General features: G+C 57.4%; 21 protein-coding genes. 19 read left to right on the forward strand and 2 right to left on the reverse strand.

Going from position 1 to position 18626, the window contains the following annotated elements; translation table 11 throughout:
* Positions 1-32 precede the first annotated feature (32 nt).
* The 17 genes from AB9L16_RS11565 to AB9L16_RS11645 all read left to right on the forward strand — a co-directional run bounded on the left by AB9L16_RS11565 (position 33) and on the right by AB9L16_RS11645 (position 15588).
* Complete coding sequence (locus AB9L16_RS11565; protein WP_375123593.1) at positions 33-680, forward strand: phage tail protein; 648 nt, start codon at positions 33-35, stop codon at positions 678-680.
* Positions 681-689: 9 nt separating this feature from the next.
* The gene (locus AB9L16_RS11570; RefSeq protein ID WP_280074966.1) at positions 690-1073 is read left to right on the forward strand and encodes a phage tail assembly chaperone; all 384 of its coding nucleotides are present in this window, start codon (positions 690-692) and stop codon (positions 1071-1073) included.
* Between the two features lie 47 nt (positions 1074-1120).
* Positions 1121-1393, forward strand: a complete 273-nt coding sequence (locus AB9L16_RS11575; protein WP_375123594.1) for a DUF1799 domain-containing protein — start codon at positions 1121-1123, stop codon at positions 1391-1393.
* Positions 1394-1420: 27 nt separating this feature from the next.
* Entirely contained in the window at positions 1421-4480 is a 3060-nt protein-coding gene (locus AB9L16_RS11580) for a phage tail tape measure protein (protein WP_375123595.1), read from the forward strand.
* Positions 4480-4818, forward strand: a complete 339-nt coding sequence (locus tag AB9L16_RS11585; RefSeq protein WP_375123596.1) for a phage tail protein — start codon at positions 4480-4482, stop codon at positions 4816-4818. Before AB9L16_RS11580 ends, AB9L16_RS11585 begins: the two co-directional genes overlap by 1 nt.
* Before the next feature lie 9 nt (positions 4819-4827).
* Entirely contained in the window at positions 4828-5577 is a 750-nt protein-coding gene (locus tag AB9L16_RS11590) for a phage minor tail protein L (protein WP_375123597.1), read from the forward strand.
* A 1-nt stretch (position 5578) separates the two neighbouring features.
* Positions 5579-6367: a C40 family peptidase gene (locus tag AB9L16_RS11595; RefSeq protein WP_375123598.1), complete on the forward strand. Its 789-nt coding sequence runs from the start codon at positions 5579-5581 to the stop codon at positions 6365-6367.
* Positions 6368-6436: 69 nt separating this feature from the next.
* Positions 6437-6769, forward strand: a complete 333-nt coding sequence (locus tag AB9L16_RS11600) for a superinfection immunity protein (RefSeq protein ID WP_375123599.1) — start codon at positions 6437-6439, stop codon at positions 6767-6769.
* Between the two features lie 51 nt (positions 6770-6820).
* A complete protein-coding gene (locus AB9L16_RS11605) occupies positions 6821-7165 on the forward strand; it encodes a hypothetical protein (protein ID WP_375123600.1) in 345 nt (114 codons plus the stop codon).
* A 78-nt stretch (positions 7166-7243) separates the two neighbouring features.
* Positions 7244-7807: a tail assembly protein gene (locus AB9L16_RS11610; RefSeq protein ID WP_375123601.1), complete on the forward strand. Its 564-nt coding sequence runs from the start codon at positions 7244-7246 to the stop codon at positions 7805-7807.
* Between the two features lie 58 nt (positions 7808-7865).
* Positions 7866-11432: a phage tail protein gene (locus AB9L16_RS11615; protein WP_375123602.1), complete on the forward strand. Its 3567-nt coding sequence runs from the start codon at positions 7866-7868 to the stop codon at positions 11430-11432.
* A gap of 8 nt (positions 11433-11440) precedes the next feature.
* On the forward strand, positions 11441-11752 hold the full coding sequence (locus AB9L16_RS11620) for a hypothetical protein (protein ID WP_056786843.1): 312 nt from the start codon (positions 11441-11443) through the stop codon (positions 11750-11752).
* The gene (locus tag AB9L16_RS11625; protein WP_375123603.1) at positions 11752-12432 is read left to right on the forward strand and encodes a hypothetical protein; all 681 of its coding nucleotides are present in this window, start codon (positions 11752-11754) and stop codon (positions 12430-12432) included. Before AB9L16_RS11620 ends, AB9L16_RS11625 begins: the two co-directional genes overlap by 1 nt.
* Positions 12433-12452: 20 nt before the next feature.
* Positions 12453-13646 (forward strand): hypothetical protein, encoded by a 1194-nt coding sequence (locus AB9L16_RS11630; RefSeq protein ID WP_375123604.1) that lies wholly within the window; start codon positions 12453-12455, stop codon positions 13644-13646.
* The gene (locus AB9L16_RS11635) at positions 13636-13983 is read left to right on the forward strand and encodes a hypothetical protein (RefSeq protein WP_375123605.1); all 348 of its coding nucleotides are present in this window, start codon (positions 13636-13638) and stop codon (positions 13981-13983) included. Before AB9L16_RS11630 ends, AB9L16_RS11635 begins: the two co-directional genes overlap by 11 nt.
* 60 nt (positions 13984-14043) lie before the next feature.
* Positions 14044-15099, forward strand: coding sequence for an acyltransferase family protein (locus tag AB9L16_RS11640; RefSeq protein ID WP_375123606.1), 1056 nt, complete (start codon positions 14044-14046; stop codon positions 15097-15099).
* Between the two features lie 66 nt (positions 15100-15165).
* Complete coding sequence (locus AB9L16_RS11645; RefSeq protein ID WP_375123607.1) at positions 15166-15588, forward strand: cell wall hydrolase; 423 nt, start codon at positions 15166-15168, stop codon at positions 15586-15588.
* 136 nt (positions 15589-15724) lie between these two features.
* Here AB9L16_RS11645 and AB9L16_RS11650 read toward each other — a convergent pair whose 3' ends face one another.
* Positions 15725-16861: an acyltransferase family protein gene (locus AB9L16_RS11650; protein ID WP_375123608.1), complete on the reverse strand. Its 1137-nt coding sequence runs from the start codon at positions 16859-16861 to the stop codon at positions 15725-15727.
* A 111-nt stretch (positions 16862-16972) separates the two neighbouring features.
* On the opposite strand from AB9L16_RS11650, the gene AB9L16_RS11655 reads away from it, so the two are divergent.
* Complete coding sequence (locus AB9L16_RS11655; protein WP_375123609.1) at positions 16973-17506, forward strand: glycoside hydrolase family 19 protein; 534 nt, start codon at positions 16973-16975, stop codon at positions 17504-17506.
* A 215-nt stretch (positions 17507-17721) separates the two neighbouring features.
* Positions 17722-17937 (forward strand): hypothetical protein, encoded by a 216-nt coding sequence (locus AB9L16_RS11660; RefSeq protein ID WP_189691314.1) that lies wholly within the window; start codon positions 17722-17724, stop codon positions 17935-17937.
* Position 17938: 1 nt separating this feature from the next.
* Here AB9L16_RS11660 and AB9L16_RS11665 read toward each other — a convergent pair whose 3' ends face one another.
* Entirely contained in the window at positions 17939-18619 is a 681-nt protein-coding gene (locus tag AB9L16_RS11665) for an SOS response-associated peptidase family protein (RefSeq protein ID WP_375123610.1), read from the reverse strand.
* Positions 18620-18626: the final 7 nt, after the last annotated feature.

Consider the following 18626-nt stretch of genomic DNA (forward strand, 5'->3'; position numbering starts at 1 on the left):
GGGTTTTGTCATTTCTGCAAAGAGGAAAACCCATGAGCGTCAAAATCCCCAACGGCACCACATTCGAAATCGCCGCCACTCTGAGCGCGCCGAAAGCATTCACTGCGATCAGCAACGCCAAACCAGCAGTGCTTACTGCAGCGGCCCACGGCCTGACCGATGGCGACGTGATCGTGATCGATTCTGCCTGGGCAAAGTTGAATGGCCGCCCGGCTCGCGTTATCGATTCGGATACTGGCGAATTCTCCGCCGAGGGCGTGGACACCACCAGCGTGAAAAGCTACCCGGTTGGCTCTGGCGCGGGGACTATTCGCGAGGCGACCGGCTGGACGCAAATCGCTCAGATCACCGAGCCAACTGCGAACGGTGGTGAGCAACAGTTTCTGACCTACGGCTTCCTCGAAGACGATGATGACCGCCAACTCCCAACCAACAAGTCTGCCAGCAGCATGACGCTGCCGGTGGCTGACGACCCAGCGCAGGCCTATGTCTCGATTGTCGAAACGGCTGACGAAGACAAGGAGCCGCGCCTCATTCGCGCAAACCTGCCCGGCGGCGCGACGATTTACTACTACGCGTACGTGTCGATCACCGCGACCCCGACACTGAGCCGAAACAACATCATGACGCGGACTATCACTCTGTCGTTCGCATCTCGTCCAACTCGCTACAACGCCTAAGGGGGTCCAATGGCAAAGTTTTCCATCGCGCCGAAACCGACCTTCACGGTCGACGTGGCAATCCCGCAAGTCGGCGAAAAGCCGGTCATGGTGCCGTTTACCTTTAAGTATCGTGATCGAACCGCGCTTGCCGAGTTGTTCGACTCCTGGAAGGCCAAGGCAGAGGCTATCGGCGAACGTTTCAAAGGCACAGAGCCGACGCTTGCCGAAATCACTGCTGCGGAAGTCGAACAGGGCGTCGATCAGATCAAAGATCTGGTTGTGTCATGGGGGTTCGGCGACAAGCTCAACGATGAATCGATAACGGCGCTGGTGAAAAGCTGCATCGGCGTTTCAGATGCCGTCGTGAAAGCCTATAGCGAGGCCTTCGGCAAGGCCCGTTTGGGAAACTAACCGCCGCTGCCCGTGCGCTTTACGAGGTTGAGAGTGATGCCGAGCAGATGGCGATGTTCGGCTTTTCTCCTGACGACTACGACGAAACCTTCGAAGTCTGGCCGGACAACTGGAAATCATTCCTTGTTATGGACTCGATGTGGACCCAGTGGCGCACTGGTGCATGCGGCGCAACCGGTCTCGATTACGGCGTTCTCACTGACGTGATGAAGCTTCTCGGTATTCCTGACGAGGAACGTTCACGCGTGTTCCAAGACATTCGCGTCATGGAATCGGAGGCGATCGCAGTCATGGCTGCGGCCCGCGACAACAGCCCGTAGAAACGGGCATTTATTCAAGGTGAGTCGATGAACATTGCAGAGCTCGGCGTCAAGATCGACTCGGCCGATGCGATTCAGGCTAAAACCAGTCTGGATGAAATGGCGAAGGCCGGCGGCCGTGCAGAGCAGTCCGCCGTTTCGTTGATGAACGAAATGCAGGCGCTGGAGAAATCGCTATCTACCAACGCCAAGACCACTCAGGAGATCGCAAAGCAGCGGGAAGCACTGGCAAAGCTGACAAAAACCGGCGCCTATGGCGAGGCTGAGGCAGCGAAGATATCAGCGCAGCTCGACAAGCAGCAGGTGGCGCTGGCCAAGTCGGCCATGGATGAGCAAAAGGCTCTGAACAGCCTGCTGGGCGCAATTGACCCGGCCCGCGCTGCGCTGTCCAAACTGGACACGCAGGTTGAGCAACTCGGCAAGCATTTAGACGCCGGTCGCATCAGCCAGGACCAATACAACTCAGCGCTGAGTAAGATCGACAAGGACTACGACAAGCTCGAAAAAACCACCACCGGCTTCGACAAACTTCGCCTCGGCACCCGCCAGGCCCAAGAGAACGTCGTGCAGCTGGGTAATGCCCTGTCATCTGGAGACTGGGGAAGTGGGGTTCGCGCCGTTGCTCAGCTGGGAGCCGGGGCCGGCGCCGGTGCTGCTGGCTTGCTCGCTATTCTCGCGCCACTCGCACTGGCTACAGCAGCTGTTGGCGCGCTGGCCGCCGCCTATTACAAGGGCAGCGAAGAACAGGACGCCTATAGCAAATCCTTGATCCTCACCGGCAACTACGCAGGTGTGAGTGCCGGTCAGTTGGGCGAAATGGCTCGTCAGGTGAGTGCCACTGTAGGCACTACCGGTCAAGCGGCGGAAGTGCTCGCGCTGCTGGCGGGAAACGGAAAAATTGCGGGAGAGAGTTTTGCCGGGATCACCCAGGCTGCTGTGTCAATGCAGGAGGCTACCGGCAAGGCAGTCAGCGAGACGGTTACCGAATTTGCCAAGCTCGCCGATGACCCGGTAAAAGCGTCCGCCGCGCTCAATGAGCAGTACCACTATCTGACCGCTTCGGTTTATTCGCAGATTGCAGCGCTGGAACAGCAAGGCGACCACGCTGGCGCGGTAAAGCTTGCGACTGAGCAGTACGCCGATGCGATCAACGAGCGCACGCCGCGCATTCTGGAGAACCTGAGCTTTTGGGAGAAGGGATATAACGCGGTTGCGCGCGCGGCAGACAATCTGAAGAACATCGGCCGTCCCGATATCGACGCTGATATTGAGCAGGCCCGGCGCAATCTCGCTTCCGCACAAAAGGGCGACGTCGGGGCGTTTCAAAACCAGAAGGAGATGGTCGAGCTCTACTCCAATCAGCTGAACATGCTGGAGGACCAGAAGGCAGCCCAGGCCGATATCGCAAAATGGGAAGGCGAGCAGGCGAAAGCGCAGGGCGATGCAGTGTCGTCGATGTTGAAGATCGACGCGTTGGCCAAGTCCTCTTGGACGAACGAGCAGAAGCGCACCGAGGCTATAAAGGAGTACAGGCGCCAACTCGATGACATACGCAAGGTCGCTCCGAACGATCCGCGCCTGAGCCAGGCAGCTATCGACAAGAACATTGCGAACATCAACGACAAGTTCAAGGATCCAAAAACACCAGCCGGTAGCGTCGACACTACAGGCTTCAATAACGCGAAAAACGCTTTGGCCGAGACACTGGCCTACTACAAAAGTGCTGACAAGGAACTTGAGGCGTCTCAGCGCGCCGGTGTCATCTCCCAAGCAGATTACACCGAGCAGCGCGTGAGCCTACTCAACCAGCAGGCCAACGAAGTTTCCCTAAGCTACCAGGCTGAAATTGATGCCCTCGAAGCGGTCAAGGCAAAGAAGGGCACGAACAGCGCTCAGATCATTCAGATTGACCAGAAAATTGCCGACGCCCGCAGCGCCATGGTTAAGGCGCAGCAGGACAGCGACAGCGAGCTGGCCCTGATCGCGACCAACGAAGAGGGCCGTCTTCGTAAGCAAACTCTGGCGGTCAACTCTTACACGAGTGCTTTGCAACAGCAGGTCGACACCCTTCGTCAGCAGGGGCTGCGGGCCGCGTCCGGCCTCGGACAGGGAGACCGGCAGCGCGGACTGACCGAGCAGCAGAACGGAATCGACGACCGATTCAATCAGCAGCGTCTGGAGTTGGCCAACCAGTACGGCGATGGCTCACGCGGTATGAGCCTCGAGGAGTACACCCAGAAGCTCGCCGCGCTGAAAGCCACGCAGCAAGATCTGCACGACACGGTGCAGGCGAACTACGACGACATGACAGCCGCCCAAGGCAGTTGGAGTGCCGGTGCTTCCTCAGCTTGGCAGAACTACTTGGAATCAGCCCGTGATGTCGCGGGACAGACGAAAAGCCTGTTCACCAATGCCTTCAGTTCCATGGAAGACGCAGTCGTCAACTTCGCCATGACCGGGAAGCTGTCGTTCGCTGACTTCACCAAGTCGATTCTGGCGGACATGGCGCGGATTGCTACCCGGCAGGCCAGTTCGACGCTGCTGAGCAGTCTGGTTGGTGCGGCCACCAGTTACTTCACTGGCGGAGGTGGTGGTAACGGGCTGGCGGCTGGATCTGCCGGTGCGACATCTTCGAATCTGGGCGCTTCTTCGGCAGGGTACTCCGGCAGCTACGTTCCTCAGGCGCTCGGCGGTGCCTGGTCGTCGGGTGTGCAGATGTTCGCCAATGGAGCAGCGTTCACCAATTCCGTCGTGAGCAAGCCGACAGCGTTCGGGATGGCTGGAGGGCAGACGGGCGTCATGGGCGAGGCAGGGCCGGAGGCGATCATGCCACTGACCCGTACTGCCGGCGGTCAACTTGGCGTTCGGGCAATTGGCGGCGGTGGGAGTGGGGGCGGCAACGTTTACAACTTCCCCGTCGCGGTATCGGTGCAAACCCAAGGCGCTGGCGGCGCGGCCAGCACGGAAGACACCTCGCAGCTTGGCAAGGGCATTCAGCAAGCGGCGAAAGCCGAAGCTGAAACCGCCATCGCGCGAGCGCTGCAGCCCGGCGGCTCAATCTGGAAACTCACCAACGGGAGGGCCTGATGGCCATCGAGAAGTTCATCTGGCCGACCCAGCACGGCGACTCGCCAGAGATTTCCTATCGGGTGCGCACCTCGCAGTTTGGCGGCGGCTACAAACAGGAAGTTGGCGACGGGCCGAACAACAAGGAAGACGCGTATCCGGTCACCTACAGCGGCCCTCAAGCCAAGGTGCTGGAGATCATGGCGTTCCTTGATCGGCACGCGGGCGCGAAAGCCTTCCTTTGGACCACGCCCTTGGGCCAGCTTGGCCTGTTCACCTGCAAGAACCCCGTGCCCACTCCGGTGGGCGGCGGCGTTTTCAAACTCACCGCCACGTTCGAGCGTGCATTCCATCCATAAGGGGCAAACATGCCGCTGATCAGTGACATCCAGGTGCTTGAGCCTGGCAGCGAAGTGCTGCTCTTTGAATTGGACGGCACGGACTATGGCGCGGACGTTCTGCGCTTCCACGGGCACGCTATACCGCACACGCCGGCAGAGTTGATTGCCGCCGGCGCTGGTGCTGACCAGCTGCCGGCGAAGGCGATCTACTGGCAGGGCAACGAATACAGCGCCTGGCCGATGCAGATCGACGGTATCGAGGCGAACGGCGACGGCACGGCGGTCCGGCCGACATTGTCGGTGGGCAACGTCAACGGGCGCATCACCGCGCTCTGTCTGGCTTTCGAGGATCTGCTCGAGTTCAAGCTGACGATGCGGCACACGCTCGGCTCCTACCTCGACGCGGCGAACTTCCCGGCCGGCAACCCAACTGCCGATCCTACCCAAGAGACGATCGAGGTCTGGTACATCGACCAGAAGACGAACGAGGACGGGGAGACCGTCAGCTGGGAACTGGCCAGCCCGGGCGACGTCGGCAATGAATCAATCGGCCGGCAGGCCACGACGCTTTGCCATTGGTGCCTCACCGGCGGATATCGCGGGCCGAACTGCGGTTACACCGGGCCGTACGTCACGAGGGATGGCGTCATCACCGATAACCCTGAACTGGACCAATGTGACGCCACGCTAGGCAAAGGCTGCATCCCACGCTTCGGCGAGGGTAACCCGCTGCCGTTCGGTGGCTTCCCGGCCGTTTCCCTGATCGCACGGAGCTGACATGCGAAAGCACATCTTGAACGCGATCCAGGCGCACGCAGCGGCCGAGTACCCGAAAGAGTGCTGCGGTCTGCTGCTGGCGATCGGACGCAGGCAGCAATACTTCCCCTGCATCAATGTCTCGACGGAGCCGAATGAAGAGTTCCGAATCGACCCCGAGCAGTACGCCGCGGCCGAAGACGAAGGCGAAGTAATCGGCATAATTCATTCGCATCCGGACGCAACCAGCAGGCCGTCACCGCGCGACCTCGCCATGTGCGAAGCGACCGCTATGCCTTGGCATATCCTGAGCTGGCCGGAAGGAGATCTGCGCACCATTGTGCCGACCGGCGAGGTGCCGCTGTTGAAACGGCCATTTGTGCACGGCGCCTGGGACTGCTGGCAGGTCTGCGCCGATTGGTACAAGCGCGAGTGGGGCTTGGAGTTCGAGCCCTTCAAGCGCGCCGATGGCTGGTGGGAAAGCAATGAAAACACCAGTCTGTACGAGGCGAACTACGAGGCCGCCGGCTTTTACCGTGTCGACCAGCCGCAGCGCGGCGACATGATCGTGATGGAAGTGGGGCGCACGGTTTATCCGAACCATGCTGGGATCTTTCTCGGCACCGAACCGGCGCTGCCTGGCGAGGATGGCGCCACGTTCGGCCCCGGCCCGTTCCTACTGCACCACCTGTACGGCAGGCCGTCAGAGGTCATCGTTTTTGGTGGTCCGTGGCTTGATCGCACACGCCTTATTCTCAGGCACAAAGACGCTAACGAATCGCGTAATACTGAGTATTTCAGACGGTGTTAATTTTATTGGCTGCTTTGGCGCTGCTTGTTAATGGTGGTAAATTACTCTGATCAATTTAAGGATATGAATATGCAGGAACTAGGGCTGGGGATAGTTTTTCTCTTCTTGATAATGGCAACTTACTTTTTGCCCTCGTTCAATGCTTTCAGTCGAAAGCACCCGGACAGATGGCCTATTTTCATGCTAGACCTTTTTCTCGGCTGGACCATCGTTGGATGGGTTGTCTCTCTCGTTTGGTCCGTCTCCCAAATAACGTCTCCTGAAATGACCCGCGTTCCGTCTCAATCTCAGCCTGAAGCCGATAAGTACCAGAAGCTTGAGAGAATCGGTAGCCTGAAGGAAAAGGGCCTCCTCACGGAAAGTGAGTTTGAGGCTGAAAAAGCCAAACTTCTGCAAAGCTAAAAAACTCGATCCATTTGTTATCTTCGGCGAGTTAGATAGCGGGGAATAAACATGCGAATTGCGATAGGAGCGCTGGCGGTAGTGCTGTTGGCGGGGTGTGTATCGCCCGGAGATCTGCAGAAAAATGACCCGAGCTTCAAGGCAACAACTGCAAAAGATCCAAAGCGCTTTGCGCTGTGCGTTTTTCCGAAATGGCAGGACGCCAGAAGTGATGCCTCAATGTCCGAGTCAGAAAACGGATACAGATTGCTGGTCGCGAGCAACAATATGACCGACGAGCTGCTGGATATACGCAAAGCACCGAAGGGCAGTACCGTAACGCTGTATCAGCGCATGGCATGGTCGCCGGGCAATGGCCGCGGAGATATGAAGCAGGCGATAAAAGATTGCCTTTGAACACCCAAAAAACAGCCGCCGAAAGGCGGTTTTTTATGTCTGGAGAAAACCGTGACAGCAACTGCAGATTGCCGGCCAATGATGACGACCATTCTTCTATCGGGTCCGCTGATTAAACTGTTCGGCCGAGTTCACTACCGCGAACTGGGCAGTCGTTCCGTAGGGGAGGCGTTCAAGGCGCTGAAGTGCACGCTGGAGGGGTTCGACGCAGCGATCAAAGACTTGGAGCGGCGCGGTCTGCGCTTCGCCATTTTCCGGAACAGAAAGAACGTGCCTGAGAAGGATTTCGCGCTGGGCGGCGCTCAGGAAATCCGCATCGTGCCGGTGGTTGGCGGCAGCAAGCGTGCTGGCCTGCTTCAAACGATCATCGGCGCAGTCCTGATTGCTGCATCGTTCATTCCGGGGTTTCAGGCTTTGGCCCCGGTGGGCATTGCACTCGTTGCCGGCGGTGTCATCCAAATGCTCAGTCCGCAGGCATCGGGCCTAAAGCAGAGCGCTTCCCCCGAAAACTCCCCGTCCTACGCCTTCGGCAGCGCCAAGAACACCACTGCCAGCGGCAGCCCGGTACCGATCTGCATCGGCGAACGCCGGTGGGGCGGCATGATCATCTCGGCCTCGATCCTGGCTGAAGACAAAGTGTAATCAGGACAGCAGCACACCGACCGCCCGCGAGGCGGTTTTTTTATGCCTGGAGGAAAGCATGGGCGCAGCAGCACAGATCGATATCCACGGCGAAAAGGGCGGCAGCAGCAAGCCGAAGTCGCCGACCGAAGCCAGCGACAGCCTGCGCTCGACCAACCTGGCCAAGCTGCTGATCGCCGTGGGCGAGGGTGAGTTCGACAGCGTCCCGACCGATTACGATATTTACCTGGACAACACGCCGATCCGCGATGCCAGCGGCAACTACAACTTCCCGAACGTGAAGTGGGACTGGCGCCCGGGCTCGGTGGATCAGACCTACATCCCGGGCATTCCGTCTGTGGAGAACGAGACGTCGCTGAACATTGAATTGCGTAGCGATTCGCCGTGGGTGCGCTCGATCACCAACACCCAGCTTTCCGCCGTGCGCATGCGGTTGGCCTGGCCGGCGCTGCAACGCTCGGATGATCAGGGCAACGTCGGCGGCTACCGCATCGAGTACGCAATCGATGTCGCCACCGATGGCGGCGCCTATCAGCAGGTACTGGTGGACGCTGTCGACGGCAAGACCACCACGCGCTACGAGCGCTCGCGCCGCATCGATCTGCCGGACGCCACCACCGGGTGGCAGATCCGCGTGCGCCGCCTGACGCCGAACCAGAACACCAACAAGATCGCCGACACCATGCTGGTGGCCGGATATACCGAAGTCATCGACGCCAAGCTGCGCTACCCGAATACCGCGTTGCTCTACATCGAGTTCGACGCCGAGCAGTTCACCAACATTCCGGCCGTGACCGTGAAGTGCAAGGCCCGCCGCTGGATGGTGCCGAGCAACTACGACCCTATCCTGCGCACCTACACCGGGACATGGGACGGCTCGATGAAATCGGCCTGGACCAATAACCCGGCGTGGATCACCTACGGCATCTGCACCGAAGACAGGTTCGGCCTGGGCAAGCGCATCAAGCCGTTCATGGTCGATAAGTGGGAGCTGTACCGCATCGCCCAGTATTGCGATCAGTTGGTGCCGAACGGACTGGGCGGCCAGGAACCGCGCTTTCTCTGCGACATGAACCTGCAGGGCAAAGCGGATGCCTGGTCGCTGCTGCGCGACATTTCGGCAATTTACCGGGGCATGACGTACTGGGCTCAGGGTCAACTGGTGATGCAGGCTGACATGCCGCGCGCGCAGGACTTCGACTATGTGTTCACCCGGTCGAACGTGATCGACGGTAAGTTCTCCTACGGCAGTGCCTCTGCGAAGACGCGGTACACCCGGGCGCTGGTCAGCTACGACAACCCGGCGAACAACTACGACACCGACGTCATTCCCTTCGCTGACCTTGATCTTCAACGCCGCTATGGCGATCGTCCGACCGAGCTGAGCGCCATTGGCTGCACTCGTGCCTCCGAGGCCCAGCGCCGTGGCAAGTGGGCGATCCTCAGCAACAACCAAGACCGCACGGTTTCGTTCAAGACTGGCATGGAGGGTGTAATCCCGCTGCCCGGTCACATCATCCCGGTGGCTGATTCTCTGCTGGCTGGCCGTGAAGTTGGCGGCCGGATCTCGGCGGTGGCGGGGCGGGTTATCACGCTCGATCGCGACACCCAAGCCAAGGCCGGCGACCGGCTGATTATCAACCTCCCGGGCGGCCGCGCCGAAGGCCGCACAGTGCAGAGCGTCAGCGGCCGCGCCGTGACCGTCACGGTCGCCTACAGCGAGCCGCCGGTTGCGCAGTTGCAATGGGCGCTCGACGCCGGTGACTTGGCAATCCCGCTGTATCGCGTACTGCGCACCAAGCGCACCACCGAAGGCGACTACGAAATCAGCGCGCTCCAGTTCGAGCCGAGCAAATTCGCTTTCATCGACACCGGTGCACGCTTGGAAGAACGCCCGATCAGCGTGATTCCAATCACCGTTGTTCCGGCGCCTGCGAGTGTTTCGCTCTCGTCGACTTCATCGGTTGTGCAGGGGCTGGCCGTGGCTACCATGACCATCACTTGGCCGGCCGTGGATGGCGCGGTCGGCTACGACGTCGAATGGCGCAAGGACAGCGGCAACTGGATCAAGCTACAGCGCACCGGCATGACCAACGTGGACGTCGTCGGCATCTACGCTGGCGCATATGTGGCACGGGTGCGCGCGGTGAGCGCGTTCGATATCACGTCGCCGTGGCGCAACTCAATCCTGACCAACCTCAGCGGAAAGCAGGGGCTTCCGCCGGCGCTGGCGTTCCTTACCGCAACACCGTTGCTGTTCGGCATCTATCTCAAGTGGGGTTTCCCTGCTGGCGCCGAGGACAGCCAGCGCACTGAGATCTGGTACGGGCCGACGACCGATCTTGAGGCCGCGACCAAGCTGACAGACCTGGCCTATCCGCAGAGCGATTTCTCCATGCTCGGCCTGCGCGCGGGCGTGACCTTCTACTTCTGGGGCCGCATCGTCGACAAGATCGGCAACATCGGGCCGTGGTATCCGATTGGGCTTGGCGTGCAGGGGCAATCCAGTTCGGATGCCGCCGCCATTCTGGAAATGATCGCCGGCCAGATTACGGAAACGGAGCTCGGTCAGGATCTGCGAGACGAGATCGACAAGATCCCAGGCTTGCAGGCGCAGATCGACGCGCTCGACGGCCTGAAAGGCTACGACCCGGAAGCCACCTACGAAGAGTACGACCTGGTGGTGCAGGGCAAGCGGATCTACCAAGCCAATGGCCCGGTACCGGTCGGAACTCCTCCGCCGAACCCGCTCTACTGGCTCGATGTTGGGCAGGCTGTGGAAACGGCGAACGGCCTTGCGCAGCAGGTCGCGACCAACACCGCCGAGATCATCGAACTCGACGGAGAGGTGACGGCTCAAGCTACGGCCTTCGAAGCCCTTCGCGCCTCATATCGCGACGATGACGGTGCTGGCGATCTCGCGGACGCGATAAAAAGTTATACCAACACGGCGGCGATCGCGTCCGAATCGAAGGTTCGAGCCTCTCAAAACGAGGCAATGGCAAGGCGTGTGACGACCTTCGACGCCAAAATCGCAGAGAACGCGGCGAATATCACTGAGCTTGAAGAGGTGGTGACCACCAACGAATCGGCGACAGCGACGAAGATCGAGCAGTTGAATGTGTCGGTGGGGGATAACTCGGCGGCCATTCAGCAGACATCGACGGCATACGCGGATACGGCCGGCAAGCTGAGCACGATGTGGTCGGTGAAGATGCAGGTCACGGCGAATGGGCAGTACGTCGCCGCCGGCATCGGCCTCGGCATCGAGAACACCGGTGCCGGGCTGCAAAGTCAGTTCTTGGTAAGCGCTGACCGCTTCGCCATCGTCAACACCATTGCCGGCGGCGCGATCGCGGTGCCGTTTGCGGTGCAGGGCGGGCAGGTGTTCATGAACTCGGCGTTCATCCAGGACGCTTCGATCGGGAACGCCAAGATCGGCTTCTTCATCCAGTCGGATAATTACATCGCCGGCGTCCAAGGCTGGCGCATCGACAAGGCTGGCAACTTCGAGTTGAACAGCCCGCTGGGCGGTGGCGCTCGCCAAGTCATCAACAACAACGGCGGCAAAGTGTTCGACGAGAACGGCGTGAAGCGCTATCAGTGGGGGAACTTGAACGCATGAGCTTCGGCATAAGGATATGGGGCGCCGATGGGGCGCTCCAGCTGGACGAGAACTCATTCACTATTCGCGTCGTGCTTTCAGTGCAAGTGACCTTCGCGCTTGGAGCCAGCAAAGGAACGCAGGATTTCGCCGTTCCCGGCGTAGGCCCTGGCAACGGAACGGCGATCGTGATCCCGATCGGCACCTATTCGCAGAACCAGATGCAGTTCGAAACCGAGATGCTCGACGGAGTCGTCCGCGTCTACAACTACACCCGGACTTACGCGGCGAGTACCACGTCTTCCGGAACCATGCGCTTGATAGTAATGAGGTGGAGCTGATGAGCTACGGCGTTCAGTTCACAAACAACAATAACGTCGTCACTTTGGATTCAGAGTATGCACGGCTGATGGTCATTGCTTCAGGGCGATATGCACCAAACCAAGAGTCTGGGCTTGGCTCGGTTACCACGTTTGCACGCCCCGTCACCTCGCAAGAGCCTCCGCTCGTATTCGTGCGACCTGACACTATCAACGGGGTAGCAGGACTTTGCCGGATGAGCCTTCTCGGCTCTGCGGGTAACTGGACTGGCTTTTATGTCAGGGCGTACGACGTCAGCGTTGCCGGCCTGAATGGGCGTTATTTCGTCGCCGCCTTTGGTGCCCAGCCTGTTGCTCAATACGGGATGCGTTTGTGGGACGGCGCCGGAAAGCTGCTATTTGACTCCGGCACTCCGAACGCAACGTTTACTCGCGCGTTTCAGAGCTGGACGTATGTTCGCTATGACACCACCCCTCAGGGCCTGACGCGAATCTTCTACAGCGTTCCGTTCAACTTCCCTGAGAACGAGTACATGTTGGTGAACACATTCGGCATGCCGATGACTTCCGGAAGCGGTATCCCTCGCGATCTTTATTGCTGGTGGGATTTCCCAAACAACACGCTCTACGCCATCACCATTGCGGCATCGAACCCCTTCGCTTTCTTCCTGCCGGCCGTGTTCGCCAAACAAGCCGCATAACTCTTTTATAGGATGCACCCATGCCCTGGTACAAAACGGGAACGGTCTCTGTCACCCAAAATTCCAATGCGGTGATCGGCACAGGCACTGCATTTATCGCAAACAGCCGGGTAGGCGACGGGTTTCGCGGGCCTGACGGTCGCTGGTACGAAGTGACCAACATTGCCAGCAATACTGCATTGTCGATCTCGCCGAACTACGAAGGTCCGACAGCGACTGGCGGGCTCTACGCAATCATGCCGGTGCAGGGCTACCAGAAGGATCTTTCCGACCAGGTGCGGGTGATCCTCAACAACTACGGCGATAAGCTGGCGGCGCTGGGCACCACAGGCAACTACGAGATATTGCCGCTGGAGAAGGGTGGGACTGGGGGCAGCAATCCGGGAGAAGCACTTACGGGGTTCGGCTTCTCGGATTTCATGAAAACGATGGTTGATGACGTCAATGAATCAGCAGCAAGGGGTACGCTTATTGCCGCCAAGAGCGGGGCGAATTCAGATATCACAGAAATCAACGGGCTGACCAAGCCCCTCAGTGCCGTTCAAGGTGGTGCAGCGCCTTGCTTCATTGAGGGGCTGTACCTCACCTGGCTAAGCGCCACGTCCATTTCGCTTGGCACCGGCGCCGCATCCATCCCGGGCACCGGCAAGATAATCCAAGTATCCAGCTCGATTATAGTTTCTGGTTTGTCACTCGCTGCGAACGCTTGGTATTACGTGTATCTATATGACAATGCAGGCGTGCCGGCGGTGGAGGTCGTCACAACGCAGCCGTCCGCGACTTATTTTGGCATCGCCCGTACAAAAACTGCCGATCAATCCAGGCGCTACATAGGCGCAATAAAAACCAATGCTTCGGGTCAAGTATTGCAGTTTCAGCATGAACCGACCGGTTTTATCTATTGGATTGCCGCCACCAATGGAGCGCCCTTTCGTGTCCTGAACGGCGGAGTGCAGACTGCCCCGGTAGCGTTTTCTTTGGGTCCCGTCGTCCCCCCCGTGAGCTTCACCGCGCTCATCAACGTCAGCCCAAGCACAACGCCGGCCCTGCTTTATCACGCTTCAGCATTAGGTCAGATGATCCGGCAACAGACAGCGACGGCGGTATTGGGTGGCTTGCCATTCCCGCTCGATGCAACCCAGCGCATGGGTTACGCCGTTCTTAGCGGCGGATCCGTGATTATTGATGTTTGTGGATTTTTGAATGAAAGGTGATCGCATGTGGGCAGTTAAGTCTGATGGCTCTTGGCGGTGTGTGGATTCGTCCATCCCGGTTGAGCCGGGCGAATCTGTTTTTGAAGAAATACCCGAATGGGCATTTAGAGCCGCTGAGCAAAAACTTGAATCGCAGGAGGCGGAGAGGGTTGGTGCGGTTTGGCGTGATGAGGAGCTTTCCATAATCGCTGACCAACTCATGGCTATTGAAGAGAGTGAGGCAGGAGTAGAAGTCGCGGATCTCCTGCCTGGTTCAAGGTTTTCTTGGCTTAGCTATCGGTCGGCAGTGCGCAAATGGGCTGGCGCCGTGGAGCGCAAACCTGACCGCCCAGTTTGATTGTTGCAACAAATACCTCAGCCTCCTGCTAAAATGTCATTTTCGGTACGTTCGGTCGACATGAATAATAAGCACATGCCAGCCCTTGACGGGCTTCGAGGGATTGCGGCTCTTATAGTGGTTGTCAGTCACTACAGCAACGAAACAAATCTATGGGGTGGTTCCCTTGGGTCAGGTGCTGGCCAAGCAGGCGTCATATTATTTTTCATTCTATCGGGCTTCCTGATAACCAAGCTTCATATTGATCAGCAGTTCAATTTAACAAACTGCGGAACGTACGCTATCCGAAGAATTGCCAGGGTCTACCCTTACTTTGTGATTGTCGCTGCGCTTCCAGCCTTCTTAGTTTGGGTTGGCTTTCCAGGCAAGATAGGAATGGTTGAAATCGATTCGTTTCCTAAATATTTACGACAGATTCTTCTAGTAGAGCGAGGCGCTAACGTATTTTGGACTATTCAGGTTGAGATATTATTCTATGCAAGCTTTATCGGTATTTGGATTTTTGCTAGAGCGGTAAGAAACTCGATAATCGTTTTTGTGATGGTTGCCCTTGTCATGGTTTGTAGCCTATTACTCAAGCCTAAGACAGGGTTTCTGTTCTTCGACTCAGCGCACATCTTTTTGATTGGCGTTCTTTCAGCGATTGCTTACAAATGGATGCCGAATAGACTTACTGGCTTAGCATGGTCTGTTGCAGGCTTGTCTCTGCTTTTGTCTGTACCTTTGACGTTTCCGGTGATTTATAAGTCATTGACTGGGGTTGAGATTGATCCATGGCTTAGTATTCTTGTTCTAGCACAGTTAGCTGCGCTCTTTAATCTCTCTCTAAGAGGGTCAGGTCTATTGGGTGGTTTCCTTTCTAGCAAAGTGCTTGTTTGGTTAGGTAAGATTTCCTACTCAATTTACTTACTGCATTACTTTGTATTGGTTGGTTTTCTTTCCTTGGCTGGGCCTGTAACAAATCATGCTATATATTTCACCTGTGTCATGAGCTTGGTTATACCGATTTCATGGGTTGGATATAAATATGTAGAGATGCCGGTCCAGAGGCTTGTGTTAAACATGCCGACTGCCGCCAGTCGGCTTTTTTCAATACGAGCAAGTAAGGTGATTTAGGTGGCATAGCGTTTCTATAAATAATCGGCCCGCATTCGCGGGCTTTTTTTCGTCTGGAGAAAAGTGATGCCTGTAACCGAGAAAGACCGCGACATCCTCGCCCGCACAATTTGGGGTGAGGCGAGAGGCGAGGGAACCGCTGGCCAGATCGCCGTGGCCTGGACGATCCGCAACCGCGTGTTCGATGGAAAGGAAAAGTCGTGGTGGGGGGAGGGCTATGCCGGCGTCTGTCAGAAGCCGTGGCAGTTCAGCTGCTGGAACAAGACCGATCCAAATTATCAGTTCCTGATCGGCGTGAAACAGATCCCGTTCCGCGAGCTGGCGCAGTGCCGTATCGCTGCTGACCAGGTCATCGATGGCAAGGTGCAGGACCCAACAGGCGGGGCCACCCACTATTACGCCACCAGCATCAAGGCGCCTGCATGGGCGGCAAAGGCAAAGCAGACATTCAGGCTCGGTCACCACATCTTCTTCAAGGATGTGCCGTGAGGCAGCCGCTATCCTGTTGCTGAACCCAAAGGCAGGAGGCGGCATGGAAAGTGTAGAACTAAGTAGGTGGCGTTCTCTCTAAAGAAAATTACGATATTTGAGATGGGCTGAGTATAGGCTGTCCTCACATCCACGCCTAAGAATTCTTGAGTTCCTCTTTGCTATCTTTAATTTTATATTCATGTTGGTCTGCCCAGTATAACAGTCTGGCCCTGATGTGACCCGATAGCCGGCTCTCAAGATAATGATGAGAGATAGTAGCAAGAAGCAATGCAACTGATGTGGTGAGAAATACATGCGACCATGTATGCGTCAAATCTGGTCGTCCCAAAGCTGTTATCAATTTGGACAATACTTGCTGCGCTATCGGGTGGCAAAGATAAAGCGAGAAGGATATCTTGCCTAGCCATAATAGTACTGGTGGGGCTTTGATTGCATCAACGGAGCCGGATATTGACAGCAGGATGAAAGCAAGAGCAAGTGGTCCGCCCCACTGGTCCATTCCATGAAATTTGTAAAGGCCCGAGTAGGCGCACCAAATTGCGAATGCCACGGCTATTAGCGTGATTGAATAATCGACATGGCCACGCGGTAGTCTCAACTTTGTGCTGAATGCGACGCCCGCGATAACTCCGGCTGGGAATGTCCAGAGCATTGGATTGGTTATCAGATTTAAGTATCGCGACTCGAAGCCATAGTTGTTCATTGCACTCGTTGAAACATAGCCCGTAGTGATAAGTGGTAAAATAATAAGAGATGCTACTAGCCAAAGCATCGCCACAGTCCAGCGATGCTTGCCAGCCATAAGGCAGAGCCCAAATACTAGATAGAAATACATCTCGAAATTGAGCGTCCAGCCTACGCTCCAAGGCATGTCGAAAAAAGGAGGATTATTAGAGTTGATTGGTATGAAAATAAAGCTAAGAAGTATTTCTTTAAGGTGTATCGGAGCGCTTAAATACTCTCCATTTTTAACTAGCAATAAGCCTGTAATTGCTACTACTAGATAGACTGGCAGTATTCTCGATCCGCGCTTGATTAAAAACTTGATAGTGTACTTCAACGTTCCATCAGCGTCCCTAGTCGTGTAGGCCATGATGAAGCCGCTGATTAAGAAAAAAAGATCCACTCCCATCGCACCTGGAAAGAAAACGGCTTCAGCTGGCCCTTCACTCGGTGTTCCCAGTAGAAAGTATCGGGCATGCGTGAAGACCACCAATATAGCTGCGACGCCACGCAGGCATTGAAGCCACTCCAAATTCCTCGTTTCCATGTTGTTCCTTTTTAAATATATATCGGCGTTGATTATACGTAGCCAACTCTGAGTGGCCACTGGGTACGGGCCATTTGTAGTGAGTTGCGGTCTATCACCAGTGGAGAAACTATGTCTATCACTACGCAAAATTTGCTGCTGATTCTACCGAACGCCCGCACCCAAGCGGGCGTTTTTGTTTCCGCCCTGAACACTGCCATGCAGCACTACCAGATCGTCGGCCCAAAGCGCGTTGCCGCGTTCATCGCTCAGATCGGCCATGAGTCTGGCCAACTGCGCTATGTCCGTGAGATCTGGGGGCCGACCGCTGCCCAGCGCGGGTACGAAGGCCGTGAAGACCTGGGCAATACCGTGCCGGGCGATGGCCGGAAGTACTGCGGTCGTGGCCTGATCCAGATCACCGGCCGGACGAACTACGCCAAGTGCGGCGAGGCGCTGGGGCTCGATCTGATCAGCCACCCGGAACTGCTTGAGCTGCCGCAGCATGCCGCTATGTCGGCGGCGTGGTACTGGAAGCAGAAGGGCCTGAACGATTTGGCCGATCAGGATCAATTCAACATCATCACTCGGCGGATCAACGGCGGGCTGAACGGTCTGGCCGATCGGCTGGAGCTGTGGGAGAAGGCGCGCGAAGTGCTGGCGTGACCGCACCGCGCTGATGTTGATGGCTCTGAGCCACGCTTGCGGCGCCATCGGCCTTGAACCATCATTCCTTTTTGATGATGGCGTTATGTTCGTGGACAAGCGACTCGCAGGGCTTTCGTTTTTGATGACCCTCGTTTGGGTTACGGTCGTCCTGGCAGTGATGTATTGGATGTCGCGCTGAATATAAAGGGTAAATAGTTGTGGAAGGCGTAGTGATGGGCGACAAAATGCAGCGAGAGGCCGATCGCCTGCTGGCGCAGATCGTCCGGACAGATTCGATGATCACTGCAGTGAAGGCGGGAGCACGGGCTGAAGGTTTCGTGCTTGGGCTGGAAACCGCCGGCGCATTGCGCTCCGGCGATGCTGAAAGGCTCTACATCATTTTCGAAGCTGCTCTGGTGGAGCACCTGAAAACCTTGTCGCAACGATGAATCATTCGGCCGGATTGATCAGTTCCGGCCTCTGATTGCGTACGTTACCCACGGCGCGGTCAACCTTGAACCACTCGAAAGCCTCGGATGGTTCGCCCTCATGCAGCACCATCTGCTCGGCCCGTTCTTTCGGTGTCGCTGGGTCCAGCCATTCGCGGGCAAGCTCTGGCGAGAGAACCACCGGCCGCCTGTCGTGAATGTCGACCATCCCGCCGGCGCTATCGGCAGTAATGATCACAAATCCGTCGTGCTCGCCAGGTTCGTGCTCCTCTTGCGGGTATTGGCCGATTGCGGCGCAAAGGATTGGGGATTGGTCGCGGTGCCGGATCAGGTAGGGCTGCTTCTTCGGCCCGCCTTCGTCTACCCACTCGAACCAGTTGTTGATCGCGATGATTGCCCGGTGCGGCCAGATCGCGCGGAAGAACGGGCCGTGGGCGACTTTCTCCACGCGGGCGTTGATTGGCGCGGCGGGGTCTTTCGCCCAATGCGGGCGCCATCCCCAGCGAACCATGTCCGCGTGCAGAAACTCACCTTCCTGGTGGAAGAGGGCCAATTGAGTGGTCGGCGCGGCGTTGTACCGCTCGAGCGGTTGCTCACCCACCGAGTTGATCAGCGCGTTCTGCATGCTGAGCGCCGCTACGAAGTCGTGAATGCCGCTGTATTGGGTGAGTCGTCCGCACATTGCCGTG

This window comes from Pseudomonas sp. LW8 (assembly GCF_041956865.1).
In the GTDB taxonomy this organism is placed as follows: Bacteria; Pseudomonadota; Gammaproteobacteria; order Pseudomonadales; family Pseudomonadaceae; genus Aquipseudomonas; species Aquipseudomonas siliginis.

Coding starts and splice junctions, on each gene's coding strand:
- AB9L16_RS11565 (WP_375123593.1), top strand. CDS start 33: ATGAGCGTCAAAATCCCCAACGGCACCACATTCGAAATCGCCGCCACT.
- AB9L16_RS11570 (WP_280074966.1), top strand. CDS start 690: ATGGCAAAGTTTTCCATCGCGCCGAAACCGACCTTCACGGTCGACGTG.
- AB9L16_RS11575 (WP_375123594.1), top strand. CDS start 1,121: ATGGCGATGTTCGGCTTTTCTCCTGACGACTACGACGAAACCTTCGAA.
- AB9L16_RS11580 (WP_375123595.1), top strand. CDS start 1,421: ATGAACATTGCAGAGCTCGGCGTCAAGATCGACTCGGCCGATGCGATT.
- AB9L16_RS11585 (WP_375123596.1), top strand. CDS start 4,480: ATGGCCATCGAGAAGTTCATCTGGCCGACCCAGCACGGCGACTCGCCA.
- AB9L16_RS11590 (WP_375123597.1), top strand. CDS start 4,828: ATGCCGCTGATCAGTGACATCCAGGTGCTTGAGCCTGGCAGCGAAGTG.
- AB9L16_RS11595 (WP_375123598.1), top strand. CDS start 5,579: ATGCGAAAGCACATCTTGAACGCGATCCAGGCGCACGCAGCGGCCGAG.
- AB9L16_RS11600 (WP_375123599.1), top strand. CDS start 6,437: ATGCAGGAACTAGGGCTGGGGATAGTTTTTCTCTTCTTGATAATGGCA.
- AB9L16_RS11605 (WP_375123600.1), top strand. CDS start 6,821: ATGCGAATTGCGATAGGAGCGCTGGCGGTAGTGCTGTTGGCGGGGTGT.
- AB9L16_RS11610 (WP_375123601.1), top strand. CDS start 7,244: ATGATGACGACCATTCTTCTATCGGGTCCGCTGATTAAACTGTTCGGC.
- AB9L16_RS11615 (WP_375123602.1), top strand. CDS start 7,866: ATGGGCGCAGCAGCACAGATCGATATCCACGGCGAAAAGGGCGGCAGC.
- AB9L16_RS11625 (WP_375123603.1), top strand. CDS start 11,752: ATGAGCTACGGCGTTCAGTTCACAAACAACAATAACGTCGTCACTTTG.
- AB9L16_RS11630 (WP_375123604.1), top strand. CDS start 12,453: ATGCCCTGGTACAAAACGGGAACGGTCTCTGTCACCCAAAATTCCAAT.
- AB9L16_RS11635 (WP_375123605.1), top strand. CDS start 13,636: ATGAAAGGTGATCGCATGTGGGCAGTTAAGTCTGATGGCTCTTGGCGG.
- AB9L16_RS11640 (WP_375123606.1), top strand. CDS start 14,044: ATGAATAATAAGCACATGCCAGCCCTTGACGGGCTTCGAGGGATTGCG.
- AB9L16_RS11645 (WP_375123607.1), top strand. CDS start 15,166: ATGCCTGTAACCGAGAAAGACCGCGACATCCTCGCCCGCACAATTTGG.
- AB9L16_RS11650 (WP_375123608.1), bottom strand. CDS start 16,861: ATGGAAACGAGGAATTTGGAGTGGCTTCAATGCCTGCGTGGCGTCGCA.
- AB9L16_RS11655 (WP_375123609.1), top strand. CDS start 16,973: ATGTCTATCACTACGCAAAATTTGCTGCTGATTCTACCGAACGCCCGC.
- AB9L16_RS11660 (WP_189691314.1), top strand. CDS start 17,722: ATGGGCGACAAAATGCAGCGAGAGGCCGATCGCCTGCTGGCGCAGATC.
- AB9L16_RS11665 (WP_375123610.1), bottom strand. CDS start 18,619: ATGTGCGGACGACTCACCCAATACAGCGGCATTCACGACTTCGTAGCG.